This is a genomic window from Acidisoma sp. L85, from assembly GCF_009765865.1.
In the GTDB taxonomy this organism is placed as follows: Bacteria; Pseudomonadota; Alphaproteobacteria; order Acetobacterales; family Acetobacteraceae; genus Acidisoma.
Genome location: NZ_LMUQ01000050.1, coordinates 77,062 through 103,439, shown reverse-complemented (window position 1 = coordinate 103,439; position 26,378 = coordinate 77,062). Strand labels below are relative to the sequence as shown.

The 26,378-nt window shown below is 66.7% G+C and carries 24 protein-coding genes; 19 read left to right on the top strand and 5 right to left on the bottom strand.

Annotated features, from left to right (window positions below; translation table 11 throughout):
• Positions 1-89: 89 nt before the first annotated feature.
• The 3 genes from GSQ83_RS15745 (at position 90) to GSQ83_RS15735 (ending at position 3,045) form a co-directional block, all read left to right on the top strand.
• Positions 90-599 (top strand): methylated-DNA--[protein]-cysteine S-methyltransferase, encoded by a 510-nt coding sequence (locus tag GSQ83_RS15745; protein ID WP_174246670.1) that lies wholly within the window; start codon positions 90-92, stop codon positions 597-599.
• Entirely contained in the window at positions 596-1,567 is a 972-nt protein-coding gene (locus tag GSQ83_RS15740) for a quinone oxidoreductase (protein ID WP_158803824.1), read from the top strand. The genes GSQ83_RS15745 and GSQ83_RS15740 overlap by 4 nt, the downstream gene beginning before the upstream one ends.
• Before the next feature lie 89 nt (positions 1,568-1,656).
• Positions 1,657-3,045: an MFS transporter gene (locus GSQ83_RS15735; RefSeq protein ID WP_158803823.1), complete on the top strand. Its 1,389-nt coding sequence runs from the start codon at positions 1,657-1,659 to the stop codon at positions 3,043-3,045.
• Between the two features lie 9 nt (positions 3,046-3,054).
• Here GSQ83_RS15735 and grxC read toward each other — a convergent pair whose 3' ends face one another.
• From grxC to GSQ83_RS30955, 4 genes are all read right to left on the bottom strand, one after another.
• Complete coding sequence (gene grxC / locus GSQ83_RS15730) at positions 3,055-3,321, bottom strand: glutaredoxin 3 (protein ID WP_158803822.1); 267 nt, start codon at positions 3,319-3,321, stop codon at positions 3,055-3,057.
• An 80-nt stretch (positions 3,322-3,401) separates the two neighbouring features.
• Positions 3,402-4,184 carry a double zinc ribbon domain-containing protein gene (locus GSQ83_RS15725; protein WP_158803821.1) on the bottom strand — a complete coding sequence of 261 codons (783 nt, stop codon included), beginning with the start codon at positions 4,182-4,184 and terminating at the stop codon, positions 3,402-3,404.
• A gap of 43 nt (positions 4,185-4,227) precedes the next feature.
• Positions 4,228-6,858, bottom strand: coding sequence for an MMPL family transporter (locus GSQ83_RS15720; RefSeq protein ID WP_158803820.1), 2,631 nt, complete (start codon positions 6,856-6,858; stop codon positions 4,228-4,230).
• A gap of 209 nt (positions 6,859-7,067) precedes the next feature.
• The gene (locus GSQ83_RS30955; protein ID WP_158803819.1) at positions 7,068-9,563 is read right to left on the bottom strand and encodes a mechanosensitive ion channel domain-containing protein; all 2,496 of its coding nucleotides are present in this window, start codon (positions 9,561-9,563) and stop codon (positions 7,068-7,070) included.
• Between the two features lie 138 nt (positions 9,564-9,701).
• On the opposite strand from GSQ83_RS30955, the gene GSQ83_RS15710 reads away from it, so the two are divergent.
• Complete coding sequence (locus GSQ83_RS15710) at positions 9,702-9,890, top strand: twin transmembrane helix small protein (RefSeq protein ID WP_158803818.1); 189 nt, start codon at positions 9,702-9,704, stop codon at positions 9,888-9,890.
• A gap of 13 nt (positions 9,891-9,903) precedes the next feature.
• Positions 9,904-10,788, top strand: a complete 885-nt coding sequence (locus GSQ83_RS15705) for a 3-hydroxybutyryl-CoA dehydrogenase (protein ID WP_158803817.1) — start codon at positions 9,904-9,906, stop codon at positions 10,786-10,788.
• An 87-nt stretch (positions 10,789-10,875) separates the two neighbouring features.
• On the opposite strand, the gene GSQ83_RS15700 is transcribed toward GSQ83_RS15705, so the two are convergent.
• Positions 10,876-11,796, bottom strand: a complete 921-nt coding sequence (locus GSQ83_RS15700; protein WP_158803816.1) for an MJ0042-type zinc finger domain-containing protein — start codon at positions 11,794-11,796, stop codon at positions 10,876-10,878.
• Positions 11,797-11,897: 101 nt separating this feature from the next.
• Here GSQ83_RS15700 and ftsE point away from each other — a divergent pair, with 101 nt between their 5' ends.
• From ftsE to rpoB, 14 genes are all read left to right on the top strand, one after another.
• Positions 11,898-12,566 (top strand): cell division ATP-binding protein FtsE, encoded by a 669-nt coding sequence (gene ftsE, locus GSQ83_RS15695; RefSeq protein WP_158803815.1) that lies wholly within the window; start codon positions 11,898-11,900, stop codon positions 12,564-12,566.
• Positions 12,559-13,518 (top strand): FtsX-like permease family protein, encoded by a 960-nt coding sequence (locus GSQ83_RS15690; protein ID WP_254065722.1) that lies wholly within the window; start codon positions 12,559-12,561, stop codon positions 13,516-13,518. Before ftsE ends, GSQ83_RS15690 begins: the two co-directional genes overlap by 8 nt.
• A gap of 2 nt (positions 13,519-13,520) precedes the next feature.
• Positions 13,521-14,228, top strand: coding sequence for a YdcF family protein (locus GSQ83_RS15685; protein WP_254065724.1), 708 nt, complete (start codon positions 13,521-13,523; stop codon positions 14,226-14,228).
• On the top strand, positions 14,225-14,983 hold the full coding sequence (locus tag GSQ83_RS15680) for a 1-acyl-sn-glycerol-3-phosphate acyltransferase (RefSeq protein WP_158803813.1): 759 nt from the start codon (positions 14,225-14,227) through the stop codon (positions 14,981-14,983). Before GSQ83_RS15685 ends, GSQ83_RS15680 begins: the two co-directional genes overlap by 4 nt.
• Positions 14,984-15,159: 176 nt before the next feature.
• Positions 15,160-15,585, top strand: coding sequence for a hypothetical protein (locus tag GSQ83_RS15675; RefSeq protein WP_158803812.1), 426 nt, complete (start codon positions 15,160-15,162; stop codon positions 15,583-15,585).
• A complete protein-coding gene (gene rapZ, locus GSQ83_RS15670; RefSeq protein WP_158803811.1) occupies positions 15,582-16,469 on the top strand; it encodes an RNase adapter RapZ in 888 nt (295 codons plus the stop codon). The genes GSQ83_RS15675 and rapZ overlap by 4 nt, the downstream gene beginning before the upstream one ends.
• 99 nt (positions 16,470-16,568) lie before the next feature.
• Entirely contained in the window at positions 16,569-16,988 is a 420-nt protein-coding gene (locus GSQ83_RS15665; protein ID WP_158803810.1) for a PTS sugar transporter subunit IIA, read from the top strand.
• The gene (locus tag GSQ83_RS15660; protein WP_158803809.1) at positions 16,985-17,299 is read left to right on the top strand and encodes an HPr family phosphocarrier protein; all 315 of its coding nucleotides are present in this window, start codon (positions 16,985-16,987) and stop codon (positions 17,297-17,299) included. Before GSQ83_RS15665 ends, GSQ83_RS15660 begins: the two co-directional genes overlap by 4 nt.
• On the top strand, positions 17,286-19,148 hold the full coding sequence (ptsP, locus tag GSQ83_RS15655) for a phosphoenolpyruvate--protein phosphotransferase (RefSeq protein WP_158803808.1): 1,863 nt from the start codon (positions 17,286-17,288) through the stop codon (positions 19,146-19,148). Before GSQ83_RS15660 ends, ptsP begins: the two co-directional genes overlap by 14 nt.
• Positions 19,149-19,380: 232 nt before the next feature.
• On the top strand, positions 19,381-19,815 hold the full coding sequence (gene rplK / locus GSQ83_RS15650) for a 50S ribosomal protein L11 (RefSeq protein ID WP_158803807.1): 435 nt from the start codon (positions 19,381-19,383) through the stop codon (positions 19,813-19,815).
• A gap of 4 nt (positions 19,816-19,819) precedes the next feature.
• Complete coding sequence (rplA, locus tag GSQ83_RS15645) at positions 19,820-20,515, top strand: 50S ribosomal protein L1 (protein ID WP_158803806.1); 696 nt, start codon at positions 19,820-19,822, stop codon at positions 20,513-20,515.
• A gap of 314 nt (positions 20,516-20,829) precedes the next feature.
• Positions 20,830-21,348: a 50S ribosomal protein L10 gene (rplJ, locus tag GSQ83_RS15640; protein WP_158803805.1), complete on the top strand. Its 519-nt coding sequence runs from the start codon at positions 20,830-20,832 to the stop codon at positions 21,346-21,348.
• A 92-nt stretch (positions 21,349-21,440) separates the two neighbouring features.
• A complete protein-coding gene (gene rplL, locus GSQ83_RS15635; RefSeq protein ID WP_158803804.1) occupies positions 21,441-21,815 on the top strand; it encodes a 50S ribosomal protein L7/L12 in 375 nt (124 codons plus the stop codon).
• 251 nt (positions 21,816-22,066) lie between these two features.
• Positions 22,067-26,275 (top strand): DNA-directed RNA polymerase subunit beta, encoded by a 4,209-nt coding sequence (rpoB, locus tag GSQ83_RS15630; RefSeq protein WP_158803803.1) that lies wholly within the window; start codon positions 22,067-22,069, stop codon positions 26,273-26,275.
• Positions 26,276-26,378: the final 103 nt, after the last annotated feature.

Sequence of the window (26,378 nt, the reverse complement as noted above, 5' to 3'; positions counted from 1 at the left end):
GCTCTGCTCCATCCGTCTACGCCCCGTGATGCCGCTTGACAGGCGCGGCACGGAGGATTGGCATGACAAGCCACCGCGAGGATCGGGCTTTGCCGCAACTGTCGCTGCACACGCCGATCGGCGCGATCACCCTTTCCGAAGAGGATGGTGCCATCGTCGCGCTCGATTGGGGCTGGGGCAGAGACCAAACGGCAACGCCACTGCTGCTGACGGCGCGGGACTGGCTGCAGCGTTATTTCGATGGCGAAAGGCTCAAGATGAGCCTGCCGGTCGCGCCCCATGGCACGCCTTATCGCCGCCGCGTCTGGGAAGAGTTGCGCCGCCTCGCATGGGGTGAGACCTTGAGCTACCGGGAGTTGGCAATACGGTCCGGCGGCTCCGCGCGATCGATCGGTGGCGCCATGGCCAATAACCCTATCCCGATCCTCATCCCCTGCCACCGCGTGCTCTCGGCGGTCGCCGGCCGCGTCGCGATCGGTGGCTACAGTGCCGGCGAGGGGCTTGAGACGAAGCGCCATCTTCTGGCGCTGGAGGGGGTGGCGGTGCCGGCGCCGCGTATTTCCGCCCAGCTTGCGGCGGCTACTAGGATGCCTACATGAGCTATGCCATCCGTATGCACGAGGCCGGTGGCCCCGAAGTGCTGGTCTGGGAACAGGTGCCCACGCCGGAGGCGGGACCCGGCCAGGTTCTGATCAAACACGTCGCCATCGGTCTCAACTTCATCGACGTCTATTTTCGCAGCGGCCTCTACAAGATGCCCTTGCCTGCCACGCCCGGCATCGAGGCGGCTGGTACCGTTCTTGCGGTGGGCGCGGGCGTCACGTCTCTCGCCGCCGGGGATCGCGTCGCCTATTCGTCGCCCCCGCTTGGCGCCTACGCTGAGCGGCGGGTCATGCCGGCGGACCGCCTGGTTCGGCTACCGGACGACATCAGCTTCGACGATGGCGCAGCCATGATGATGGCGGGCATGACCTCCTACTACCTGATCCATCGCACCTTTCGCGTGACCCCGGGGGTCACGATCCTGGTGCATGCCGCGGCGGGCGGCGTCGGGCTCGTTCTTTGCGAATGGGCGCGCTATCTCGGCGCGAATGTCATCGGCGTCGTCTCGACGGCCGAGAAAGGCGAACTTGCTCGAGCGCATGGCGCGACCGATATCATCCTGACCACTGAGGACCTGCCCGCCCGCGTCAAGGCGATGACGGAAGGCGCGATGGTGCCCGTGGTCTATGACAGCGTGGGGCGGGACACCTTTCTCGCGAGCCTCGACTGTCTGGCGCCGCTCGGCATGATGGTGAGCTATGGCAGCGCCTCCGGCCCGGTTCCGCCGCTGGAAATCGCGACTCTGGGCGCCAAGGGCAGCCTTTTTCTCACCCGACCGAGCCTGGCGACCTATACCGCGAAGCGGGAGGACCTCGACCAAGCCGCGACCGCCGTTTTCGGGGCGATCCGTAGTGGCGCGGTCAAGGTGCGGATCGGCCAGCGCTTCGCCCTTAAGGACGCGGCCGACGCCCATCGCGCCCTCGAATCCCGCAGCACGACAGGCAGCACCATCCTGCTGCCTTGAGCGGCCGCGCCGGCTTGCCCCTGAACAGCCAGCCACCGCCTGCCCCGGGGCGCGACACCGACAGCGATAGCTTAGTCTCAGGACCAGGGATGCGGATGGTGGCACTCATCGTCGCCAGCGCGCTGTTCATGCAGAACCTCGACTCGACGGTCGTAACGACGGCACTGCCGGCGATGGCGCGGTCTTTCGATGTCTCGCCCGTCAGCATGAATATCGTCGTGACTTCGTATCTCGTCAGCCTCGCCGCCTTCATCCCGGCAAGCGGGTGGATCGCCGACCGCCTCGGCGCGCGCGAGGTCTTCCGGGCGGCGATCGTCGTCTTCACCCTTGCCTCGGTTCTCTGCGGTGCCGCGAGCGGGCTCGGTGAGTTGGTGGCCGCGCGGGTGCTGCAAGGTATCGGCGGGGCGATGATGGTGCCGGTCGGCCGGCTGCTGCTGCTGCGATCGGTGCGGAAATCGGAGCTGCTACAGGCAATGTCCTGGCTGACGGTTCCGGCCTTGCTGGGTCCCGTGATCGGCCCTCCGCTAGGCGGGCTCCTCGTCACCACGCTGTCCTGGCATTGGATTTTCGGCATCAATGTGCCGATTGGAATTGCCGGCGTGACCATGGTGTCGCTGTTCATCCGAGCCGACGGTCCGGGCGCGCCGGGCCATTTCGACCTTTGGGGGCAGGTGCTGGCCAGCGCCACGATGGTCGGGCTGATCATCGGCGGTTCCTCGTTCGGGAAAGGCGCCCTGCCACCGCTGCCGGCCGCGGGCCTGATGGCGATGGGGCTGATCGCCGGCCTCGGCTATCTGCTGCATGCGCGGAGCCATCCGCATCCGTTGCTCGATCTCGGCCTGTTGCGGATTCCGACTTTCGCGCTCTCCGTGCTGTCCGGCTCGCTGTTCCGCATCGGGATCGGCGCGCTGCCCTTCCTGCTGCCGCTCATGCTGCAACTTGGCTTCGGGCTGTCGCCGCTGCGGAGCGGGCTGATCACCTTCGTCAGCGCGGCGGGCGCGCTGATCATGAAGCCGGTCGCGCGGCCACTGCTGCATCGCTACGGGTTTCGCACGGTTCTCGCGGCGAATGGCGGGATCGCGGTGGTCTTTGTGGCGCTGGTCGCGGCGTTCCGGCCGGCCTGGCCGGCGCCCGCACTCTATGCCGCGCTGCTGGCGGGTGGGTTTTTCCGGTCGTTGCAGTTCACCGCCTACAACACCATCGCCTATGCCGATATCCCGGCTGCCCGCATGAGCCAGGCGACCAGCCTCTATAGCACTCTGCAGCAGCTTTCCTTGACCCTGGGCGTTACGGTCGGCGCGGCGGTTCTTGCAGGGGCAGCAGCACTCGGCGGGCGCGCCCATCCCGGCCTCGCCGACTATTCGGTGGCGTTCCTCTTTGTTGCGGCCATCATGCTGCCGGCTGCGCCGCTGGCTTTGCGCCTGCCACGCTCAGCCGGCAGCGAGATGTCAGGCCATCATGCGACCGGGCCGCGGTAGCGCCGCGCGCTAACTCGCCGAAACGCCCAGAAGCTCATCCAGGCCGCCGCGACGGTCCAGGGCGACGAGATCGTCACAGCCGCCGATATGCCGGCCGTCGATGAAGATCTGCGGCATGGTGGTGCGGCCGCCGGAGCGACGGCTCGCCTCTTCACGCTCGCGGGTGCCGTGGGCTGCGTCAATCTCGCGGAACGAGACCTTCTTCGAGGTCAGGAGAGCCACGGCGCGACTGCAAAACGGGCAATAGGGCTGGGTGTAGATTTCGACGTCGGCCATGGTCGCCTCTCGCTGTGAGAGATGGACATCGGATAACCGGCGGAAATCGGCAAGAGGGACGCGTCGGCAACGGAAGCGGGTCAGCCCCCGCGCGGATCGGGGACCCGGGCCGCCACGAGAACATCAACCCGCGCCGCACCCGCCGCCAGCAGCGCCGTGGCGCAGGCGGACGCGGTCGCCCCGGAGGTCATGACATCGTCGATGAGGAGAACCTTTCGGCCGCCGAAGACCATTCGTCCAGGTGCGCCGGTGAAGGCGCCGGCCACCGCCTCGGCCCGCGCGGCCGCGCCCAATTCGCCGAGCGCGGGTGTCGGCCGCTGGCGCCTCAGGGCATCGGCGAGCCAGGGCCTGCCGCAGCGCCGCGCGAGGGCGACGGCGAGCAGGGCCGACTGGTTGTAGCGCCGATGGCGCAATCGGGTGCGGTGGAGCGGCACCGGCACCAGCACGTCGGTTTCGGCCAGCAGCTCCGCTCCCGCGCGCGCCATCATGGCGGCAAGGACGGGGGCGAGTTCTGTCCGATCCGCATGCTTGAACGGCAGGATGAGGCGGCGCGCCTGTTCGTCGTAACTCAGCGCCGCGCGGGCGCTGCGGAAAGCGGGGGGATGCGATAGGCAGCCTGGGCAGAGAGCGAGCGCGCCGCCTTCGCCGGCGGTCGCGAAGGGAACGCCGCAGCAACTGCAAAACGGCGCGGAAATAAAATGCGTCTGCCCGAAGCAGTTCGCGCATAGCCGGCCCATCCCATCGACGAGCTTGCCGCAGATCGGACATTGCGGCGGCAGCAAAAGGTCGAGCCCCGCGGTGGCCGCATGACGTAGGCCGCCTAGAACGCGGCTGGGGAGGTATTGCGACTGATTGATGCCCATCCGTACGGTATAATACGATCCCGCAACGAAATCACCGGCGATCTTAAGATTCTCTGATATATTCCTCAGATTTCGTATCGCGCTTACGCGGGGCGCCCGGCGGCGGCACGGCGTAGAGCAGAGCCGTCTCGAAAACGAAGGTCGCCACCAGGGTGCAGCCCAGGCTGATGAGCAACAGCTTGCCCATGCTCGCCGTTCCAGGGTGATGCGAAAAAGCGAGCGATCCGAAAGCCGTGCCGGTCGTGAGGGCCGAGAACAGGATCGCCCGCGCGGTGGAGGAGGCGAGGAAACTCCGGTCCCCACGCGCCCAGTTCATCACGAAATAAAGGTTGAAGGAAACACCGACGCCCTGCAGCAGAGGCAAGGCGATGACATTGGCGAAGTTCAGCGGCAGCGGCAGCAGCACGATGACGATCACCGTCATCAGCGACGACAGCACCAGCGGCGCCAGGATCATCAGCACGTCGACCGGGCGCCGCAGCATGATGAACAGGATCGCCGCGATCGCAAACAGCGCCAGCACTGCCGCCTCTCGGAAGGCGCCGACAATGGTTTGAGCGCTGCGGATCACCGTGACCGCAGCACCGCCGGCGCCCGGCGCCACGGCCGTCACTTGCTGGACGAAGGCACGCAGCCCGGCGCTGTTGCGCGCGTTAGGCTGCGGCAGAATCTGGATGCGCGCCTGGCCGTCCGGCGTCACCCAGTCCTGCTTGAGGTCCTGCGGCAGGGTCGCGAAGGTGACCGGCTGCGCCGAGAGCGCGGTGCGCAGGCTGTCGAGTTCGGTCGGCAGGAAGCGGATGAGAGCCGTATTCGTCGCCATGAGCTGGGCATCCGACTCGCCGGCGAGCTTGGTCAGGTCGTCGCCGATCCGCAGCAGCGGACTGGTCGGCGGCAGATGGCTGCGGGCCGCCTCGATTTCCTTCTGGGCGGTTCGCGCCGCGATGCGGATATCGCCCGGCGTCACCGGCGCGGCGGGACCGGGGCTCAGGGTGGGCGCCAGGATCTGCGCGGTGTCGGCGATGGTTTCGAGCTTGGCCTGCTGATCCGAGGGCACGAAGCTCGTCACGCTGATCGCCTCGTGAACCAGCGGGAGCTTGCCGAGCCGGTCGGTGAGCGGGGCGGCGGCGGCGACCGAGGGCGCGATGACGTCAATCGAATAAGGGTTGGTGACAGGGTTGTTGATGAGTTCCCGCAGCGTGCGCATCGCCTCGCTATGCGGGTCCTGGGTGTCGAGCGGATCGCTATCGAAGTTCAACCGCGGCAGCAGGATGACGGCGATCACCGCCAGGGCCGCGAAGACGCCGAGGACCACGCGATGGTGGCGCCGCAGCAGGGTGTCCGCTGGGGCGAGGGAGCCAAAACCGACCTCGCCGGATTCCGCGGGCAGGCGCAGCAGGGTGATCATCGCAGGCAGGAACGTCACCGAACAGGCGAAGGCGATCAGCATGCCGACGCCGGCGATGAGACCGAGTTCGGCGACGCCGATGAAATTGGTCGGCACGAAGGCGAGGAAGCCAGCCGAGGTCGCGAGTGCCGCGAGTAGCACCGAGGTTCCCGCCTTGGTCATGGTCACCGCGAGCGCGGTGGCGGTATCGACGTCGGTCCGGCGCTCATCGCGGTAGCGCACGCAAATCTGGATCGCGAAGTCGATCGCGAGGCCGACGAACAGCACGGCAAAGGCGACGGAGATCAGGTTGAGCGTGCCGATAGCTAGCGCCGCGAAGCCGGTGGTGACGAAAAGTCCCAGCACCAGCGTGAGCAGAATTGCCACGATGTAGCGGACGCGGCGCACCGCGAGCACCAACCACAGTATGATGAGGATGAGCGTCACCACGCTGTCGATGACGATGCCCTGGGTCAGGGAGGCGAATTGCTGGTCGGCGAGGGCGATCTGGCCGGTGAGCTGGAGGGAGGCGCGGCCGTCGCGGATATCGGGCACGGACGCGGCGATGCGGCGGAGCGCGTCGGTGGCGGCGGCGCCGGGCTCGATATTGTTATAATCCTGCACCGGCTGGATGAGCACGAAGCGATAGGGCCCGGCGCGATCACTGAGGCCGCCGCCGAGCAGCCGCTGCCAGGACAGCGGCTCCGGCTTGCCGCCTGAGGCCGCGACGAGGCCGTTATGGAAGCCATTCAAGGCGGTGTCATAGGGCGAGATATTGACCTGCCCCGCCGCCGCGCCCTGGCCGATCAGGCCAATCGCGGTGAGAAGGCCGCGCATCGAAGGGTCGGCCGCGAGTTGCCCGATGAAGGGCTGCGCCTGGATGAGATTGTTCAGCAAGGCGTTGAGGTCAGCGAGCGACAGAAACAGCAGCCCCTCGGTCTTGAAAAAGGGCAACGCATCCGGCCGGCGCACGGTCCTGAAATGTGCGGGGTCGGCGGCGGCCGCCTTGGCGATGGCGCTGGCGGCCGCATCCGCCTCCTCGGGGGTGGCACCCTGCACCACGCCGACGATCAGGTCGTTATATTGCGGGAAGAGCTTGTCCATCGCGATCTGCGCATGGCGCCACGGCAGGCGAGGCGAGAAGAGGTTATCCGTGTCGGTGTCGATCCTGAGGTGCCGCGCGGTGAACATCGCGCAGCCGATCGCCACGAGCAGGGCGAGGAGAACCACCAAAGGTGCGCGGCGGCTGCTGAATCGCGCGGTCGCCGCAAGCTTCGTCTGCACCCACATAATCGACCCAATCCTCGCCCGGCGTAGTGCCGGCGCCGATCACGCCGACGTCAATGGTAAGCGGCGCCCGCAATACTGGATCGCACCAGAGGCGTGAAGCCTTTAGAAATCGTTTCCAGTTGGACGCGCGGAATCGGCCTGGTTCGCTGCCGCTATCGTCATGCCCGGCTTTCGCGAAGATGACGTGACGCCGGTCTCTGCTCGCCAACTCAACCCGCCGGCGCAACGCGAATGCCAGCGGGAGCTGCTTCCCGCTCCGGAGCCGCTGGCGTCGCCTCGACCGGGCGGCGGGGGGCCGACATTTCTACGCCCATCGCGGCGAAGCGGATCTGGATGCGGCGGTTGAATTCGCGCGCCACGGCGCCTCGGCTGAACGGGCCGGTGCGGATGCGGCAGTTGATGGTGAGGCCGCGCTCGCCGAAATTATCGACGCCCTGCATCTCGATATCCGTGAGGATCAGCGGCTGCCAGGTCGGCTCGCGGCGCATCTCAGCCACGATGTCGCGCAGCGCGCCCATCACCTCGTCGGGGTCCTCGCTGTAGGACACCGTGAGCTTGGCGACCGCATAGGCGAAGTCCCGCGTCATGTTGGTGACGCTGCTGACGGCGCTGAAGGGCACCAGATGGACCGACCCGTCCTCCGACCGCAGCCGGATACTGCGGATCGAGAGATGCTCCACGACGCCGGTCAGCCCGGCGAGGGAGACGACATCCCCGACCTGCACCGCATCCTCAAGCAGCAGGAAGAGGCCGTTGATGAGGTCCTGCACCAGTTTCTGCGAACCGAAACCGACCGCGATGCCGATCACCCCGGCGCCGGCCAGCAGCGGCGCGATATTCACCCCGATCTCGCTGAGCGCCACAAGGAACAGGACGATGGCGAAGACCACGATGAGAGCGGTGCGCAGCATCGGCAGCAGGGTGCGGAGACGCGCCGCGCGGCTGCGCTTGCCCTCCCGCTCCAGCCGGTCGATGCGGTGGCCGAGACCCGCATTGGCCAGTTCCCAGGCGACCAGGGCGGCGATGAAAGTGGCGATAACATTGACCAAGGCGCTGACGATGCGGCCGCCGAGCGGCCCGCTGGTCAGCCAGCCCCAGGGGTCGAGGCCCCAGCCTTGCAACAAAGCAAAGACGGCGAAGACCAGGATGATGGCGGCGACACCGCCGCGCAGCAGCGCCTCGTAGCGGCGGAGCCGGATGCGGAAGGTGGAGCGCGGCGGCTCGTCCTCCTCCGCCGGGCTCGCCAGCCGTCCGACGAGACCTTGGCCGGATAAAGTGAGGAAGCGAGCGACGCCGAGCACGACGGCGGTCACGACAATGAAGCGAATCACTTCCTCGAAGGCATTTGGGATGTCTAGCACCCGGACGATCCAGACCGCGACGAGGTAGAAGACCGCGACGAGATACCAGCTCCGGGCGAAGGCACCGCGTAGCCTGGCGCCCTTTGCGCCCGGTAGAGGCCGCAGCCAGGCGGTGATGGCGGCGCGTTCCTGGATGATCATGGCAAGTGCCAGAAGATGCACCACCAGCACGACGAGCTTGACGAGCGCCGCCTGCGCCGAAAGCGACAGGCCGAAGACGAGGCAGACGCGAATGATGGCGTGGCCCACCGTCACCGTCGCTACCAGCCGCAGCAGCCATTGCAGCACGGAAACAGCCTGCGGGCTGGTGAGGCGGAAGGAGCGCAGCGCGTCGCTATCGGGCGTCAGCAGAACCCGGAGCCCGGACATGATGAGGCGCGTGACGAGATAGGCATTGGCGATTGCGCCGATTGTCAGGCGGTCGACCTGGTTATTCGGGATGATGAGGCTGAACAGAATGAAGACCACCAGGGCGAAAGCCTGGGTCGGCAGGAACTCCAGCACGAAATAGCCGGCGAGCGCCGGGAGGCGCCTGAGGAACAGCCGCTGAGCCACACGCTGCCGCCGGGTTTCGAGATCGACCCCGGCCTCGGCCCGCGACGCGCGGGCGATGCGCAGCCGGGCTTCCGCCCAGCTCAGCAGGGCACGGCGCGGACGGCGCAGCGCCCAGCCGAGGAGGTAATCGGCCGCTATGCCGCAGCCGAGAATGAGCGCGATTTCCCACAACAGGCGCGGGATCTGCGCCCGCACCCAGGAATCGCGCCAGGTGATCCCGACCCAGGCGCCAAGGGCGCGCGCTTGCTCCTGAAAATCTAGGCCGTGCCGCATGCCATTGGCGACGGCGGCAACCTTCGACGAGGCATCCGCCAGCAGCTCGGCCCCGAGGCTATCCGCTTGCAGGGGGATCTTGAGGTGGTCGGCGAGCGAGGTGTTCTTGGCGGGCGCCGGCGGCGCGGCGGCCGGTGGCGTGCCAGGCTTTGCCGGTGGTGCGGGGGTCGCCACATTGGCGGCAGGCGGCCCCGGCGCGGCCGAATTTGCAGCGGGCGGAGCCTCGGGTGGTTTCGCCGCAGCGGGAACCGGGGGAGCAGAGGCCACGGCAGCGCTTGGCGGCAAGCCAGCCGCGATCGCTTGCAGCGTATCGATGAAGTCACGCCGCCGCGCCGGATCCTGGAGCACGGAGAGAACGTGGCGGGCCTGGTCGGCGCTGATCGCAGGCGGTGCGGCGCTGTCAGCTGCCCCAGCGGACCGCCCCGGCAGTGCCGCTAGGCAGAGGATGAGGGACAGCAGCGCCAGACGCGGAACGAACGGGAGGCGGGGCGCGAAACGGGCAAGCGACAGGGTCAAGAGCGTAATGTTCCCAAGGACGATGGCGGACAGACGCGCCGCGACTGCGGCAGTATTTTGGCCGCGCGGGTGTGACGCTCGTTACGGCAGGCGTGACCGGGCTGCCAGCCCCCTGGCTTTATGCTTTAAGCTCCGGCCGTGAAGACATTTCTGACGGTCCTGCTGATCCTCACCATGATGGGCGTCGTCGCGACGCTGGTCGCGGGTGTCGGCGGCATGATCAAGGGCAGCGGCAATCCGCGCCGGTCCAACCGGCTCATGCAGCTCCGCGTTCTGCTGCAAGGCCTGGCGATCGCGATCGTCGCCATCCTCCTCATGATGCGCTGAACGGGAGCACGCGATGACGGCAAAGGCGATCGAGACCATCGGCGTCATTGGCGCGGGCCAGATGGGGCAGGGCATCGCGCAAGTCTCGGCGGTGGCCGGGCTCGGCGTCACGCTGCTGGATGTGGCACCGGAGGTGCTGGAGCGCGCCCTGGCGGCGATCGACCGCAATCTCGGGCGGCAGGAGCAGAAGGGCATACTGACGGCGGAGGCGCGGGGCGCGGCCCGCGCGCGCATCCGGACGGCGACGGAGAATGCCGGGCTCAGCGGCTGCGATCTGGTGATCGAGGCGGCGACGGAGCGCGAGGAGGTCAAGCTCGCGATCCTCAAGGGGCTCGTGCCGCATCTCAAGCCGGCGGCGCTGATCGCGTCCAACACCTCCTCGATCTCGATCACCCGGCTGGCCGCCGCGACGGACCGGCCCGAGCGGGTGATCGGCATGCATTTCATGAACCCCGTGCCGGTGATGAAGCTGGTCGAGGTCATCCGGGGCATCGCCACCAGCGACGCGACCTTCGAGACGGTGAAGGCGCTGGCCGAACGCATGGGCAAAACGGTGGCGGTGGCGCAGGACCACCCGGCTTTCCTGGTCAACCGCATCCTGGTGCCGATGATCAACGAGGCGGTGTTCGCGCTGGCGGATGGTGTGGGATCCGTGGCGGCGATCGACACGGCGATGAAGCTCGGCACCAATCAGCCGATGGGGCCGCTGGAACTAGGCGATTTCATCGGGCTCGACACCTGCCTCTCGATCATGCGGGTGCTGCATAGCGAGCTAGGGGAGGATAAGTATCGCCCCTGCCCGCTGCTGGTGAAATATGTCGAGGCGGGCTGGGTCGGCCGTAAAGCGAAGCGCGGCTTCTATGATTACGCCGAGAATCCGCCCCGCCCGACGCGCTGACGATCCGTCATGGCACGCCTTCGCCGAGCATGACGTGGTGGGGCGAGCATAGTTCAGATTGAATACGTGCTGATCTACGCGGAAAGGTTAAAACCCGATCGCCCTGTAGAGACCGGCAAGCGCCGGGAGCGCGGTCACGATCTGTTCCTTGCACAGGATGACGGCGGCGAAGGCCGCGAGGATGACGGCAAGTAGCAAAACCACCGGCACCCAGCCGCCGCTCGACCGGCTCGGAGAACGATAGTCCAGTTCGGCGGAGAGCAGGCGCTCCTCGGCGTCCGGGCCGCGCGGGTTCCCGCTTTCAGCCACCTCCGAGAAAAGCCGCCGCGTCGAGGGTCCTGCCGCCGGGGTGGCCAAGCGAGGTGCCGCGGCTGCCGCGCGGAGGCCGGAGGGCGCGGGTTCTCGCCGATCCGTCACCACCCGCTCGGGCGACCCCTCAGCAATCTGCGGCCGAAGCGAGGGGCCGGCGGTTCGCTGATCGGCCTTCGCGGAGGATTTGCGCGCCCGTTCGCGCGCCAGATCCTCGGGGCGCATCTTGGCGATCTCGATCTGCGCAAGCGCCACCCCACCGCCCGTAATATCTCCGGTCTTGATGTCCCCGGCTTTGATGACGCCGGCCTTGATGACGCCGCTCCTCACCGGCTCGGTCTTTGCGGGCTCCGTCCTGACCGGTTCGGCCTTGACGAGATCGGCACTAACAGGCGCGGCCTCGACCCGAACGGGGGCGGGCGGAACGACAACGCGTTCAACCTGTGCGGGTGCCGGTTCGGTCGCCTGCTTGGGCGGGGCGACCTCGGATGTTAGTTCCATGACCGCCGGGGCCGCAGCTGGAGAAGCCATCACGGTCCATTGAAAACCGCAGCGGTTGCACCGGACGTCCCGTGACTGGCTGAACAGCGTGTCCGGCGCGTCATAGGCTGCGCTGCATTCCGGGCAGACAAGGCGCATCAGCTGCGACACATCTTCATTATAAGGCGCTCCCTGGGCGAGGGGGCGGATTGTGGCCAAGTGACGCTCCGCGTGCAATCCTGATCGCAACCTGGGTTACCGGGTCGTTCTGCAACCTTTCGCTGAAAGTGGCCGCGCCGCGCCATGCCTAGGCCGCCCCGATGATACGGCTCGAAGACGTTGGGCTGCGATACGGGCGCGGGCAAACCCCGGTCGAGGTTCTGCACGACCTCACCTTTCAGGTGCCCGAAGGGGGCTTTCGCTGGTTGATGGGACCTTCCGGCGCGGGCAAGACCAGCCTGCTCCGGCTGATCTACCTGGCCGTGCGGCCAAGCCGTGGCCGGCTCTTTGTCCAGGGTGTCGATATCGGCCGGGCGGAGCGTCGCGTGCTGCCGCGCCTGCGCCGCCGCATCGGTGTGGTCTTTCAGGATTTCCGCTTGCTGCCCCATCTCACCGCCTTCGAGAATGTCGCCCTGCCATTGCGCATCGCCGGCCGGCCCGAGGGCCAGATCCGGGCCGATGTCACGGAGATGCTGCGCTGGGTGGGGCTTGCCGGCAAGCTCGATTCGAGGCCGCATCAATTATCGGGCGGCGAGCAGCAGCGCGTAGCGATCGCCCGTGCGGTGATCGGCCGGCCCCGGCTTCTGCTGGCCGACGAACCGACCGGCAACCTTGACGACGCGCAGGCGGAGCGGCTGATGCAGCTCTTCCATGAGCTCAACCGCCTCGGCACCACGGCAATCGTCGCGACCCATAATGATGCGCTGGTCGCCCGGCATCCCGAGCGGGCCCTGCGGCTCGATCACGGCCGGCTGGTCTCGGATGGCTAAGGCGCCGCGCGGTTCCGCCAGGCGCCAAGCGGCGCAGGATCGCCGGCTGCGGCCTTCGGGCTTCGACGATCTCGGGCTCCGCCGCGCGATCTCGGACCGGCTGCTGCCGCTGCTGGTCGCCGCCATGGCCTTCCTGGCCGCCCTCGCCTTCGCCGGCGCCCTGGCGACGGCAACGCTCGCCGAGCATTGGCGCCAGGGTGCCGCCGCCGAACTCACGGTGCAGGTACCCAGCCCGACGGAACCGGCCCAAGGCGGCAAGGGCACGCGGCTAGACGCCGTCCTCGCCATTCTCCGCGCGGATGCCGGGGTGAGCAACGCCACGCCGATGAGCGCTTCGGATCTCGGCGATTTGCTGCGGCCATGGCTCGGCGCGCAGGGCGATAGCCTGGCGCTGCCCTTGCCGGCGGTGGTCACTGTGCAGCTGGTCGCGGCGGGCGCGACGCCGCCCGCCTTGAACGAGCGCCTCGCCGCCGTCGCGCCCGATACGGCGGTGGAAAGCGCCGATGTCTGGGCGACGCGGCTTTCCGCCCTGGCGCGCAGCCTCCAGGCTTGCGCGGCGGTGGCTCTGATGGTGGTGGTGGCCGTCGCCATCGCGGTCGTCGCGGTCGCGACGCGGGCGGGGCTGTCGGCGCGGCGGGAGGCGATCGAGATCGTCCATGGCCTCGGCGCCACCGATTCCTATATCGCGCGCAGCTTTGCCCGGCGGGCGATGCGGCTGGCGGGACTGGGAGGCGCGGGCGGCGCCGCCGCCGCGCTGCCCGTTCTGCTGTGGCTCGCCTTCCTCGCGGCACCCTTCGCGGAGGGCGGCAGCGTGCCGACGGCCGACCAGCCGCTGATTGCCTTGCCTTTGCCGCTCTGGATCGCGCTGCCGGCCCTGCCTTTCGCCGCGGCGGCGATCGGATTCGTGACGGCCGAGGGCACGGTGCGGCGCTGGTTGAGGCGGCTGCCTTGACGATGCCACACCGTCAGGCAGCCACGCGTGCCTCGGCCAAACCGCCCAGCCGCGCGAAGGCCGCCAGGCCGCCACCCGTAAAGCCCGCGAAACCCGCGACCCCCCGGCGGCGGAACCTGCTGTGGCGGGCGATCGGCGTTCTGCTCGGCGCCATCGTGCTGTGCTGGTGCGGCGGCTTCCTGTGGTTCCTGCTCAATACCTACTCGCCCTCGGTGCCGCCGGTGCATGCCGACGGCATCGTCGTGCTGACCGGCGGCGGGGAGCGGCTGAAGACCGCGTTTCAGCTTCTGTCGGAGCAACGCGCGGACCGGCTGCTGATTTCCGGCGTGCCGGAGGGCGTCGGTTTGAACGATGTCGCGCGGTCCACCCATCTGGCGCCGCCGCCCGAGGGAACCCACGTCACGGTCGGCCATCAGGCGCTGACGACACTCGGCAATGCCGAGGAAACGGCGGCCTGGGCTCAGCGCCACAGCATCCATTCGTTGATCGTGGTGACCGCCGGCTATCACATGCCGCGCGCGCTGCTCGAGTTGTCACGCGTCATGCCGGGGGTCAGGCTCTACCCGATGCGCGTGCAGCCGCCGGCGATCTATGACGGCGCGAAAGTCCAGATCTGGCGGCTGCTGCTCGGCGAATACACCAAGTGGCTGCTGGCGCAGCTCGATGCGTCGCGCGGGGTTGAGATCCTGCGGCAGGCCGGAAACGCATGAGGCAGGTGCGCCTCTGGGCGGCGTCGTTGCTGTTCAACTTCCTGTTCTTCCTGGTCACCGCCGCCTTCACGGTGCAGGGCATCTGGCTGCTAAGGCGCGGGCATCCCGACCGGCTGGTCGGCGTCGGCGCCGCCTGGGCGCGCAGTGTCCTGCTGCTGCTCCGCGGTCTCTGCGACATCCGCGTTGTGGTCTCCGGCATCGAGCACATCCCGAAGGACGGCCCGGCGGTCATCGCATCAATCCACCAATCCGCCTTCGATACCTGTGTCTGGATGCTGTTGCCGCGCCCGAGCTACGTGCTGAAGCGCGAGTTGCTGAGCCTGCCCGGTTTCGGCGCCCTTATGGCACCAGCCGGCATGATCGTGGTGGACCGCACGGGCGGCGGCGCCGCCATCCGGCATCTCATGCGCGCCGGCGCCGCGGCAGCAGCCGAGGGACGGCGGATCATCATCTTCCCGGAAGGCACGCGGGGCCGTCCGGGCGAAGCAAGGGTGCTGCATCCGGGCGTGGCCGCGCTGGCCGCGGCGACGAAAGCGCCGATCATTCCGGTCGCGACCAACTCGGGCAGCCATTGGGGCCGCCGGTCTTTCCTCAAGCGCCCTGGCGTGATCCGGCTCGAGATCGGCGCGCCGATTGCCCCGGATCTGGGTCGCTCCGCCCTTCTCACTGCCATCGAAGAGGCTTGGGAGAGGCTGGAAACGAAACTCGCCGAAGCTGTGGATAAGCCTGTGGAGCACAGCCGCGAGATTTTCTGATTCGAGTCTAGGCTGGCACGCTACATAGCTGATTTGTTTGAGGAAATTTCCTCCCCAATGTGGTCCATTTCACTGCTTGAGACGATGGGGATGAAACGCGGTGCGAACGCCAAGTCTTTGGCAGTCCGGGCTTTTCACTTCACAACCGAAGCCGAAGCCGTCACATTCAGTAACTAATGCTGATGCATGCCAGTTGTGCCGGGCGCGAGGATAAGGGGATCTTGCTCACAGGACCCTCTGGCTCGGGCAAGTCGGACCTCCTCCTCCGTCTCCTCGACCGTGGATTCATGCTCGTTGCTGACGATCAGGTTGATATTGGTGCTGATGGTCTGGCCCGCGCACCCGATACACTTGCGGGACTTCTCGAGGTCGCGGGGCTTGGCCTGATGCGCCTGCCCTTTCTCAAGGAAATTCGCCCGGTTCTGGTCGCTGAACTCGGGCCGTCTGTCCCCCGGCTGCCCGGACCGGAACGCGACACTATGCTCGGCCTGCCGCGCCTCCGGCTCGATCCGCGCGGCGCTTCGGCAGCGGCCCGGCTCGCGCTCGCCTTCGATTGCCTGCTCGGCCGTGCGAGCATGACAGTCGGCGCCTTCGCCGCATGACCGGACGTCGCATCGTCGTGGTGACCGGTCTTTCGGGCGCCGGCAAATCCTCGATCCTCCATGCCTTTGAGGACCTTGGCTACGAGACGATCGACAATCCCCCGGTTTCGCTGCTCGACGAACTGCTGTCCCAGACCGACCGGCCGCTGGCCATCGGCATCGACGCCCGCACCAGGGGTTTCGTGGCGGAAACGATCCTCGCCGCGCTCGACCGGCTGCGGGCGAATCCCGAGCTTGCCCCCGAACTGGTATTCGCTACCGCCAACGAGGGCGCGCTGCTGCGCCGCTATACCGAGACGCGGCGGCGGCATCCGCTGGCCCCACGCGGCCAGGTCCGAGATGGCATCGCGGCGGAAAGTGCGCTGACCGAGCCGTTGCGGATCGGCGCGGACCTGATGCTGGACACCTCCAACCTGGCGCCGCAGGCGTTGCGGCAGATCATCGGCGAGCGTTTCGGGGTGGCTGCCTCCGAGGGCCTTAACCTGACGTTGATGTCCTTCGCCTATCGTGGCGGCTTGCCGGCCGAGGCCGATATGGTCTTCGACGCCCGCTTCCTGCGCAATCCTCACTATGACCCGACGCTGCGCGCTTCCACTGGTCTTGAGGCAGCGGTCGGAGCATATGTAGCCTCGGATCCTGACTGTGCAGCCTTTCAGGAAGCGATTAACGGCATGGCTTCACTGCTGCTGCCGCGTTTTGTGCAGGAAGGCAAAAAATACGTGACTTTGGCCATTGGCTGCTCCGGCGGCCGCCATCGTTCCGTATTCCTTATAGAAGCGCTTGCTAGGGTTCTGAGGGAGAGCGGCTGGAAGCCCATCATTGTGCATCGCGAGCTTGATCGCCTTGAACAAAAGTCAGAGATGGCCGGATCAGCCGCCGCATGACCGCCGCTGGAGAAGCATTCGCTTATCCATTTCGCATTTACGGAGAGCATGACCATATTGGTCACGCTCTAGGGGCCAAGGGAGGCCACTGAAACCATCATGATCGGGCTCGTGCTCGTCACTCACGGCCATCTTGCCGAGGAGTTGCGTTTGGCCATGGAGCATGTCGTCGGCCCCCAAAGGGGCGTGGAGACCGTGTGTATCGGTCCCGACGACAACATGGAGGACCGGCGCCGCGACATAAGGGCGTCGATCGACAGGGTGGATGCCGGGGATGGCGTCGTGTTGCTGACCGACATGTTCGGCGGCACTCCGAGTAACCTTGCGATCTCTCTTATGGACCGCCGAGATGTCGAAGTTATTGCAGGCGTGAATCTGCCGATGTTGGTCAAGCTCGCCAAGGTTCGCGGTGAGCGGAACCTCGCCAGCGCCGTCGTCTGTGCCCAGGACGCGGGACGAAAATACATCGCTTGCGCCTCGAATGTGCTGCAGGGCTTGCGGGCCGGCAGCGGCAAATGAGCGAGGCCGGCGCGCCGGAGACGAGCCCAAGTGGCGAGCCGATCCTGCGCCGCCAGATACGCATTCCCAACCGCCGTGGACTACATGCCCGAGCCGCCGCCAAGCTGGTGACGACGGCCGAGCAGTTCGGCGCCGTGGTCGAGGTGTCGCGCGACGGCCAGACTGTCGCGGCCCGCTCGATCATGGGTCTCATGATGCTCGGTGCCGGACATGGCAGCATCATCGAGGTGACCGCCGAGGGTTGGGACGCCAAGGAAGCACTGGATGCCGTGGCCTCGTTGATCGAGGCCGGCTTCCATGAGCAAGACTGACAGCCGGCGCCCGGCCGGTTCCGGGACCGCCGAACCCAGCCCCCCTCATCATGGCGCGCCTCATAGCGAGCGGTCGTCGGTCGAGCATCGCCTGACCGGCATCGCGGTCGGATCAGGCATCGCCATCGGCCCCGCTTATCTCTTCGAGGATCACACCCCCGACCTGCCGCCCCGGATGGTGGCGGAGGATGAGACAGCCGGCGAAATCGCGCGGCTGGACGATGCGGTCAGCCGGTCGCGCCGCCAGCTCGGCAAGCTTCGCGCTCAGCTTACGGTCTTGCCCGATGAGGGCAGGACGGAGCTGGAGCCGCTGATCGACGCCTATCTCCGCATGATCGGCCCCTCCCGCCTGCTGCGGGCCGTGCGCCGCCTGATCCAGGAACATCTCTTTTCCGCGGAAACCGCCGTCGCCGCCGAGACTGAGTCATTGGCGGAGGCCGTGCTGCAAGGCACCGACGAAGACCGCGACGGGCTGCGGCGCCGGGCGGACGAAATTCGCGAAATCGGTCGCCGCCTCATCCGCAACCTCACCGAGACGCCCTTCCAGAGTTTCGCGAAACTCGCCCAGGGCACGGTTCTGGTGGTGGACCACCTGCGCCCCGCCGATGCCGCTCTGCTCAGCCCGGCCCGGATGGCGGGAGTGGTGACGGCGGAGGGCGGTGCTGACGGCCATACGGGGGTGATGCTGCGAGCGCTTGGTATTCCCGCGGTGCTCGGCGCGGCCGGTGTCACGGCGATGGTGCATATCGGCGATACCCTCGTGGTAGACGGCAATAACGGGGAGGTGGTGATCCATCCGTCGGCCGCGACGATGGCGGCGGCGCGGCGGACCTCGGCGGCTTTCGCGCGGGAACGGCAGAAGCTGGCACAACTGCGCCGCCTGCCGGCCGAGACCACGGACGGCCAGATCATCGACCTGCACGCCAATCTCGAAGTGCCGCTGGAACTGCCGCTCATCGCCCAAGCGGGAGTCGATGGCATCGGGCTGCTGCGGACCGAGTTCCTGTTCATGAACCGGCAGAAGATCCCCAGCGAGGACGAGCAGACCGAAGCCTATGTCGCGGTAATCGAGGCGATGGGTGGCGATCCGGTGACCATCCGTGTGCTCGACTGGGGTGGCGAGAAGGAGATCGAGGCGCTGGCCGCCATCGGCATTGGCGACGGGCCGCCTCGGCTGAACCCGGCGCTGGGCCTGCGCGGGTTGCGCATGCTGCTGCGCCATCCTGAGCTGCTGGAGACCCAACTCGCCGCCATCATCCGCGCGGCGGCTGTCGGACCGGTACGTATACTGTTGCCGATGGTCACCAATATCGCCGAGGTCCGCGCGACCCGCGAAATCTATACGCGCGTGCTGAAGCGGCTGCGGCGCCGCAAGGTTGATCTGCCGGAGCGGCAGCCGCCCCTCGGGATTATGATCGAGACGCCGGCGGCGGCGCTTTCGGCCGATGCCCTGGCGCTGGAGGCGGATTTCTTCGCGATCGGCACCAACGACCTTACCATGTATGCGATGGCGGCCGACCGCGCCGGGGCGGAGGTGGCGTCGCTCTACGATCCGCTGCATCCGGGCGTATTGCGCCTGGTGCAGTTCACCGCGGAGGCAGGGCTGCGGCTGCGCAAGCCGGTCTCGGTCTGCGGCGAGATGGCGGGGAACCCCAAGCTCGCACCGCTGCTCATGGGCCTGGGTCTCCGCTGCCTCAGCATGAATGCGAGTTCGGTGCCGAAGGTGAAGCTGGTCGTGCGCACGGTCTCGATCGACGATTGTGTCCGCCTGGCGCGGAAGGTGATGGAGCAGACCGAGGCCGCCGAGATCCGCGCGCTGGTGGAGGCTTTTGCGGAGCGTTCGGCTTAGCGGGCCTCAGCCTAGCTGCCCGGCGCCCCCGAGCGCCTCGTCATGCTCGGCGAAGGCGGGATTGCGGTGGAACGTGCATGGCTGCTCACCTGCGTTCGTCAAGAGGTGTCGCTGGACTCGCGCGGGGCGATCCTCTATCAGCCGCGTCTCATCGGAACGCGGGAGAAGCTCGGGCGACCGGCTTCGCATGTACCGCGGTCCTTAATCCGTCCCACAGACAGGATCGAGGGTCATGGCGAAAAAAGTCGTCGGCTACGTCAAGCTGCAGATACCGGCCGGGAAGGCCAATCCGTCTCCGCCCGTCGGCCCAGCGCTCGGTCAGCGCGGCCTGAACATTATGCAGTTCTGCAAGGAATTCAACGCCGCGACGCAGGGCATGGAGCCCGGCATGCCGATCCCCGTCGTCATCACGGCCTATGGCGACCGCACCTTCACCTTCATCCTCAAGACCCCGCCCAATACCTATTTCCTGATGAAGGCTGCGGGCATCAAGAAGGGCTCGACGACCACCGGCAAGGGCGCGACCGTCGGCCGCGTGACCATGAGCCAGCTGCGCGAGATCGCGGCCACGAAGATGATCCATATGAATGCCAACGATGTGGAAGGCGCCGTGAGCATGCTCGCCGGTTCCGCCCGATCGATGGGCCTTGCGGTGGTGGAGGGCTGATCCGATGGCCAAGAACAAGCGCCTCGCCGCCGGTTACGCCGCTTTCGACCGCGAGAAGACCTATTCCCTCGCCGAGGCCGTCAAGCTGGTGAAGGGCAATGCCCGCGCCAAGTTCGACGAGACGGTTGAATTCTCGATGAACCTCGGCATCGATCCGCGCCATGCGGACCAGATGGTGCGCGGTCTCATCAGCCTGCCGAACGGCACCGGCAAAACCCTGCGCATCGGCGTCTTCGCGCGCGGCCCCAAGGCCGAGGAAGCACTGGCCGCTGGTGCCGATGTCGTCGGCGCCGAGGATCTGGCCGAGAAGGTCCAGGCCGGCGAGATCGCCTTCGATCGCTGCATCGCGACGCCGGACATGATGGCCCTCGTCGGCCGCCTCGGTAAGATCCTCGGGCCGCGTGGCCTGATGCCGAACCCGAAGCTCGGCACCGTGACGATGGACGTTAAGGGCGCCGTTTCAGCCGCCAAGGCTGGCCAGGTTGAGTTCCGCGCCGAGAAGGCGGGCATCATCCATGCCGGCATCGGCAAGGCGAGCTTCGACGAGCAAAAGCTGCTGGAGAATATCCGGGCGCTGGCCGATGCCGTGACGCGCGCGAAGCCTGCGGGCGCCAAGGGCACCTATGTCCAGAAGGCCGCGCTGAGCTCCTCGATGGGGCCCGGCATAAGCGTGGACGTGGCAAGCCTCACCGCCAGCTAGCGGCAAGAAATTCGTCCGGGTCGCGAGGCCCGGACGGGCAGGAGGGGGGGACCCCTCCGAACCTGTCCAAGACCAGACGTGCTCGCTGCCCGGTGACGGGACGGCGCGCTTAAGGAGCCGCCAGGGCTCGCGGATGGGAGACGGGGAAGCCAGGGATCACAACGGGCGGCGCGAGGCGCGGCGCCCGAGGCGAGGCTTTGGCGGTTCCGGCTGATCGGACAGGCGAACCGGGCAGGTGCGGAGTTTCGGCTCCGTCTGCCCATGGGTAACCCGGCCCTCGGGAAGTTCCTGAGGGATTTTGTGGCGGAGTTAGTATGGACCGTACGGAGAAGCAGGAGTTCGTCGCTTCCCTCGCGGCGGTCTTCGCGGAAACGTCGATGGTGGTCGTTACCCGGAATAATGGGCTGACGGTTGCTGAAGTGACGGATCTGCGTCGGCGCATGCGGGCGGAAGGGGTGACCTTCAGGGTAACCAAAAACCGTCTGGCCAACCTCGCCCTGGATGGGACCCGATTCGATAGCATCAAGACCCTGCTGAAGGGACCGATCGCGCTTGCGTGGTCAAAGGACCCTGTGGCGGCGGCGAAGGTGTCTGTCGAGTTCGCCAAGACCAACGAGAAGTTCGTCGTCATCGGCGGCGCGCTCGGAACCCAGGCGCTTGATGCGACTGGGGTGAAGGCGCTCGCTGAACTGCCGTCGCTTGATGCGCTACGTGCTTCGCTGGTGGGTCTGATTCAGACCCCTGCCACGCGGATCGCGAGCGTCGTTCAGGCGCCGGCCGGCAATCTCGCGCGGGTCTTCGGGGCCTATGCCAGGAAGGACGAGGCGGCCTGACAACAGGCGTGCCGATCCTCTGGAATGCCAGGCCGGTAAAGAACCGGCTTGCATTGAACCGACCGAAGTTTACATAATAGGAACACATAAACATGGCCGATCTGACCAAGCTGGTGGACGAGCTCTCCAGCCTCACTGTGCTTGAGGCTGCCGAACTGTCGAAGCTGCTCGAGGAGAAGTGGGGCGTTTCCGCCGCCGCGCCGGTGGCCGCCGCCGCCGCTGCCCCTGCCGCCGCTGCCGCGGTGGTCGAGGAGCAGACCGAGTTCACCGTGATCCTCGCCAAGGTCGGCGAGAAGAAGATCAACGTGATTAAGGAAGTTCGCACCATCACGGGCCTTGGCCTGAAGGAGGCGAAGGATCTCGTCGAGGCCGCGCCGAAGCCCGTCAAGGAAGGCGTGACCAAGGACGAAGCCGAGAAGATCCGCAAGGTTCTGGAAGAGAATGGGGCTTCTGTCGAGGTCAAGTAATCGACCCATCCGGGGTCCTCACGGGCGCCGGGTGGCACAAGACTGAGCGTGAGGGGTGGGAATCAACGTGATTTCCACCCCGTCCGCGGTTCTAGGACCGCGTAGCTGAGAGAGAGACGGCAGGGTGCGCCAGGCGATGGGGCACGCGGCCGGTCGTGGCGCCCGCGAGACCGAAACTGGGCGCCGCAGGACTACGGACACCGCACGGCACTTGTCCGGGGCGGTTGGGAAATCGAGGGCTAAGGGCAGGCATGAACGCGATTTCAGGTGGCTTGAACAACTCCTTCACCGGACGCAAGCGGATTCGCAAGAGCTTCGGGCGGATTCCCGAAGTCGCTCCGATGCCGAATCTCATCGACGTGCAGCGTTCGAGCTACGAAGCTTTTCTCCAGATGAACGTGCCGCCCGACAGCCGCACCCTGACCGGGTTGCAGGAGGTCTTCAAGTCCGTCTTTCCGATAGACGACTTCGCGGGGCGCGGCCGGCTGGAATTCGTCTATTACGAGCTGGAAGAGCCGAAATACGACGTCGAGGAATGCATTCAGCGCGGCATGACCTTTGCCGCGCCGCTGAAGGTGGTGCTGCGCCTCATCGTCTGGGATGTGGACGAGGACACCGGCAGCCGCTCGATCCGCGATATCAAGGAGCAGCCCGTCTATATGGGCGACCTGCCCCTGATGACGGATAACGGCACCTTCGTGATCAACGGCACGGAGCGCGTCATCGTCAGCCAGATGCATCGCAGCCCGGGCGTGTTCTTCGACCACGACAAGGGTAAGACGCATTCCAGCGGCAAGTTCCTGTTCGCCTCGCGCGTCATCCCCTATCGCGGCTCCTGGCTCGACTTCGAGTTCGACAGCAAGGACCTCGTCTACGTCCGCATCGACCGCAAGCGGAAGCTGCCGGTCAGCACGCTGCTCTATGCGCTCGACAGCGAGAAGACCGTGGCGCTGCGCGCCGCCCGCGCCGCCAAGGGCGAGACCGTGGATATCGGCGAGATCGAGGGCATGGGCGCCGAGGAGATCCTCAGCACCTTCTACGGCCAGGTCGTCTATACGCATGGCGCCAAGGGCTGGGCGCGTCCCTTCGACCCCGATGCGTTTCGCGGCATGAAGCTGTTCGAGAACCTGGTCGATGCCGAGACCGGCGAGATCGTCGCCAAGCCTGAAGAGAAGATGACGCAGCGGCTCGCCCGCCGTATCGGCGAGAAGACCAAGGAGGTTCTGGCCAGCCGGCTCGACCTGCTCGGCCGCTACATGGCGATCGACCTGGTGAATGACGACACCGGCGAGATTTTCGTCGAGGCCGGCGAGGAGCTGACCGAGGCGAAGCTTACGGCGCTCGAGGAGGCCGGGGTCAAAAGCCTGCCGACCCTCGCGATCGATCAGAGCAAGGGTCCCTGGATCCGCAACACGCTCTCGGTGGACAAGAACAGCAACCGCGACGACGCGCTGATCGACATCTACCGCGTCATGCGCCCCGGTGAGCCGCCGACCAGCGAGACGGCGGAAGCGCTGTTCCGTGGCTTGTTCTTCGATCCCGACCGCTACGACCTATCGGCCGTCGGCCGCGTGAAGATGAACATGCGTCTCGGCGTGCATGCCGAAGACACCGTCCGCATTCTGCGCAAGGAGGACGTGCTCAAGACCGTCCAGATCCTCTGCGAGCTGAAGGACGGCCGCGGCTCGATCGACGACATCGACAATCTCGGCAATCGCCGGGTGCGTTCCGTCGGCGAGCTGATGGAGAACCAGTATCGCGTCGGCCTGCTCCGCATGGAGCGCGCCATCCGCGAGCGCATGGGTTCGGTCGATATCGACACGGTGATGCCGCACGATCTGATCAACGCCAAGCCGGCGGCGGCCGCCGTGCGGGAGTTCTTCGGCTCCTCGCAGCTCAGCCAATTCATGGACCAGACCAACCCGCTCTCGGAAGTGACGCATAAGCGCCGCCTCTCCGCGCTCGGGCCGGGGGGTCTGACCCGCGAGCGCGCCGGCTTCGAGGTGCGCGACGTGCATCCGACGCACTACGGCCGCATCTGCCCGATCGAGACGCCGGAAGGCCCGAATATCGGCTTGATCAACTCGCTGGCGACCTACGCCAAGGTGAATAAATACGGCTTCATCGAGACGCCGTATCGCCTGGTGAAGGACGGCGAGATCAGCGAAGGCTGGAAATACCTCTCTGCCATGGAGGAGGAGAAGCTGATCGTCGCCCAGGCGGATGTGCCGGTGAATGGCAACCGCTTCGCCGAGGATCTGGTTTCCGTTCGTCATCAGGGCGACTTCCGCCTGGTTCCGCCGGATCATGTGACGGCGGTGGACGTATCACCGCGCCAGCTCGTGTCCGTGGCCGCCGCGCTCATTCCGTTCCTTGAGAATGATGACGCGAACCGCGCGCTGATGGGCTCGAACATGCAGCGGCAGGCCGTGCCCCTCATCCGCGCCGATGCTCCGCTCGTGGGCACTGGCATGGAAGCGGCGGTGGCGCGGGATTCGGGTGCGACCATCATCGCGCGGCGTGGCGGCGTGATCGACCAGATCGACGGCGCGCGTATCGTGGTGCGGGCGGCTTCCGTGGATGGCACGACCGGCGGCGTCGATATCTACCGGCTGCGCAAGTTCATGCGCTCCAACCAATCGACCTGCATCAATCAGCGGCCGCTGGTGCGCGTGGGCGACCGCGTGCAGGAAGGCGACATCATCGCGGACGGTCCCTCGACCGAACTCGGTGAGCTCGCACTGGGCCGCAACGTGCTCTGCGCCTTCATGCCGTGGAATGGTTACAACTTCGAAGACAGCATCCTGATCTCGGAGCGCATCGCGCGCGACGACGTGTTCACCTCCATCCACATCGAAGAGTTCGAAGTGATGGCGCGCGACACGAAGCTCGGCCAGGAAGAGATCACGCGCGACATCCCGAATGTCGGCGAGGAAGCGCTGCGGAACATGGATGAGGCCGGCATCGTTTATGTCGGCGCGGAAGTGAACCCGGGCGATATCCTGGTCGGCAAGGTCACGCCGAAGGGCGAGAGCCCGATGACGCCGGAGGAGAAGCTGCTTCGCGCCATCTTCGGCGAGAAAGCTTCCGACGTGCGCGACACCTCGCTGCGCCTGCCGCCGGGCGTTTCCGGCACCATCGTTGATGTCCGCGTCTTCAGCCGCCGTGGCGTGGACAAGGACGAGCGTTCGATGGCGATCGAGCGCGCCGAGGTCGAGCGTCTGGCCAAGGATCGCGACGACGAGAAGGCGATTCAGGAGCGCAGCTTCCTCAACCGCATGAAGGAGAAGCTGCTGGAGCGTAAGGCGTCCGGCGGCTTCAAGGGCATCAAGGCCGGCACCGTGCTGACCGAGGAAGTCCTGGCCGAACACCCGCGCGGCACGATGCGCCACATGGGTGTGCAGGACGACGCCGTGATGGCCGAGATCGAGACGCTGAAGCGGGAGTTCGATGCCAGCGTGCATCGCCTGCAGCAGCGCTTCGAGAATAAGGTCGACAAGCTGCAGCGCGGCGACGAGCTGCTGCCCGGCGTGATGAAGATGGTCAAGGTCTTCGTGGCCGTGAAGCGCAAGCTTCAGCCCGGCGACAAGATGGCCGGCCGCCATGGCAATAAGGGCGTGGTCAGCCGCGTGACGCCGATCGAGGACATGCCGTTCCTCGAGGACGGCACGCATGTCGATCTCGTGCTCAATCCGCTGGGCGTGCCGAGCCGCATGAACGTCGGCCAGATTCTGGAGACGCATCTGGGCTGGGCCTGCGCGGCGCTGGGCAAGCAGGTCGGTGATCTCGTTGAGCAGTATCGCCGCACGGGCGCGCATCAGCAGGAGCTGCTGGATCGCCTCAAGGACATCTATGGCGACAAGGTGTTCCGCGACGACATCGCGAATATGTCCTCGGCGCAGCTGACGGAGCTTGGCGACAACCTCAAGAAGGGCATTCCGATCGCGACGCCGGTTTTCGACGGCGCGCGGATGGCCGACATCGAGGACATGCTGCGCCTCGCGGGTCTCGAATCCTCCGGCCAGGTGGTTCTCACCGACGGCCGCACGGGCGAGCCCTTCGAGCGCAAGGTCACTGTCGGCTACATCTACATGCTCAAGCTTCACCACTTGGTGGACGACAAGATCCACGCGCGTTCCATCGGCCCGTACAGCCTCGTGACCCAGCAGCCGCTGGGCGGCAAGGCGCAATTCGGCGGGCAGCGCTTCGGCGAGATGGAGGTCTGGGCGCTCGAGGCTTACGGCGCCGCCTATACGCTGCAGGAGATGCTGACGGTGAAGTCGGACGACGTGTCCGGGCGCACCAAGGTCTACGAGGCGATTGTCCGCGATCAGGACAACTTCGAGGCCGGTGTGCCAGAGAGCTTCAACGTGCTGACCAAGGAGCTGAAATCCCTTGTTCTGAACGTCGAACTCGACACCGAAGAGCATCGCACCCGCACGGGGCAACTGACCAATTGATGACGGGACGCGGCTTCGGCCGCGATTCCGTGACGACTGGATGCGTGGACTCCGCCTGCCGCCGGCTCATCCCGGCGTGCGGCGCGGCCTGAAGGTAGGATCT

Excerpts from the sequence above, each read along its gene's own strand:
- GSQ83_RS15740 (WP_158803824.1), top strand. The coding sequence starts at position 596 with ATGAGCTATGCCATCCGTATGCACGAGGCCGGTGGCCCCGAAGTGCTG.
- GSQ83_RS15735 (WP_158803823.1), top strand. The coding sequence starts at position 1,657 with ATGCGGATGGTGGCACTCATCGTCGCCAGCGCGCTGTTCATGCAGAAC.
- grxC (WP_158803822.1), bottom strand. The coding sequence starts at position 3,321 with ATGGCCGACGTCGAAATCTACACCCAGCCCTATTGCCCGTTTTGCAGT.
- GSQ83_RS15725 (WP_158803821.1), bottom strand. The coding sequence starts at position 4,184 with ATGGGCATCAATCAGTCGCAATACCTCCCCAGCCGCGTTCTAGGCGGC.
- GSQ83_RS15720 (WP_158803820.1), bottom strand. The coding sequence starts at position 6,858 with ATGTGGGTGCAGACGAAGCTTGCGGCGACCGCGCGATTCAGCAGCCGC.
- GSQ83_RS15705 (WP_158803817.1), top strand. The coding sequence starts at position 9,904 with ATGACGGCAAAGGCGATCGAGACCATCGGCGTCATTGGCGCGGGCCAG.
- ftsE (WP_158803815.1), top strand. The coding sequence starts at position 11,898 with ATGATACGGCTCGAAGACGTTGGGCTGCGATACGGGCGCGGGCAAACC.
- GSQ83_RS15690 (WP_254065722.1), top strand. The coding sequence starts at position 12,559 with ATGGCTAAGGCGCCGCGCGGTTCCGCCAGGCGCCAAGCGGCGCAGGAT.
- GSQ83_RS15685 (WP_254065724.1), top strand. The coding sequence starts at position 13,521 with ATGCCACACCGTCAGGCAGCCACGCGTGCCTCGGCCAAACCGCCCAGC.
- GSQ83_RS15680 (WP_158803813.1), top strand. The coding sequence starts at position 14,225 with ATGAGGCAGGTGCGCCTCTGGGCGGCGTCGTTGCTGTTCAACTTCCTG.
- GSQ83_RS15675 (WP_158803812.1), top strand. The coding sequence starts at position 15,160 with ATGCTGATGCATGCCAGTTGTGCCGGGCGCGAGGATAAGGGGATCTTG.
- rapZ (WP_158803811.1), top strand. The coding sequence starts at position 15,582 with ATGACCGGACGTCGCATCGTCGTGGTGACCGGTCTTTCGGGCGCCGGC.
- GSQ83_RS15665 (WP_158803810.1), top strand. The coding sequence starts at position 16,569 with ATGATCGGGCTCGTGCTCGTCACTCACGGCCATCTTGCCGAGGAGTTG.
- GSQ83_RS15660 (WP_158803809.1), top strand. The coding sequence starts at position 16,985 with ATGAGCGAGGCCGGCGCGCCGGAGACGAGCCCAAGTGGCGAGCCGATC.
- ptsP (WP_158803808.1), top strand. The coding sequence starts at position 17,286 with ATGAGCAAGACTGACAGCCGGCGCCCGGCCGGTTCCGGGACCGCCGAA.
- rplK (WP_158803807.1), top strand. The coding sequence starts at position 19,381 with ATGGCGAAAAAAGTCGTCGGCTACGTCAAGCTGCAGATACCGGCCGGG.
- rplA (WP_158803806.1), top strand. The coding sequence starts at position 19,820 with ATGGCCAAGAACAAGCGCCTCGCCGCCGGTTACGCCGCTTTCGACCGC.
- rplJ (WP_158803805.1), top strand. The coding sequence starts at position 20,830 with ATGGACCGTACGGAGAAGCAGGAGTTCGTCGCTTCCCTCGCGGCGGTC.
- rplL (WP_158803804.1), top strand. The coding sequence starts at position 21,441 with ATGGCCGATCTGACCAAGCTGGTGGACGAGCTCTCCAGCCTCACTGTG.
- rpoB (WP_158803803.1), top strand. The coding sequence starts at position 22,067 with ATGAACGCGATTTCAGGTGGCTTGAACAACTCCTTCACCGGACGCAAG.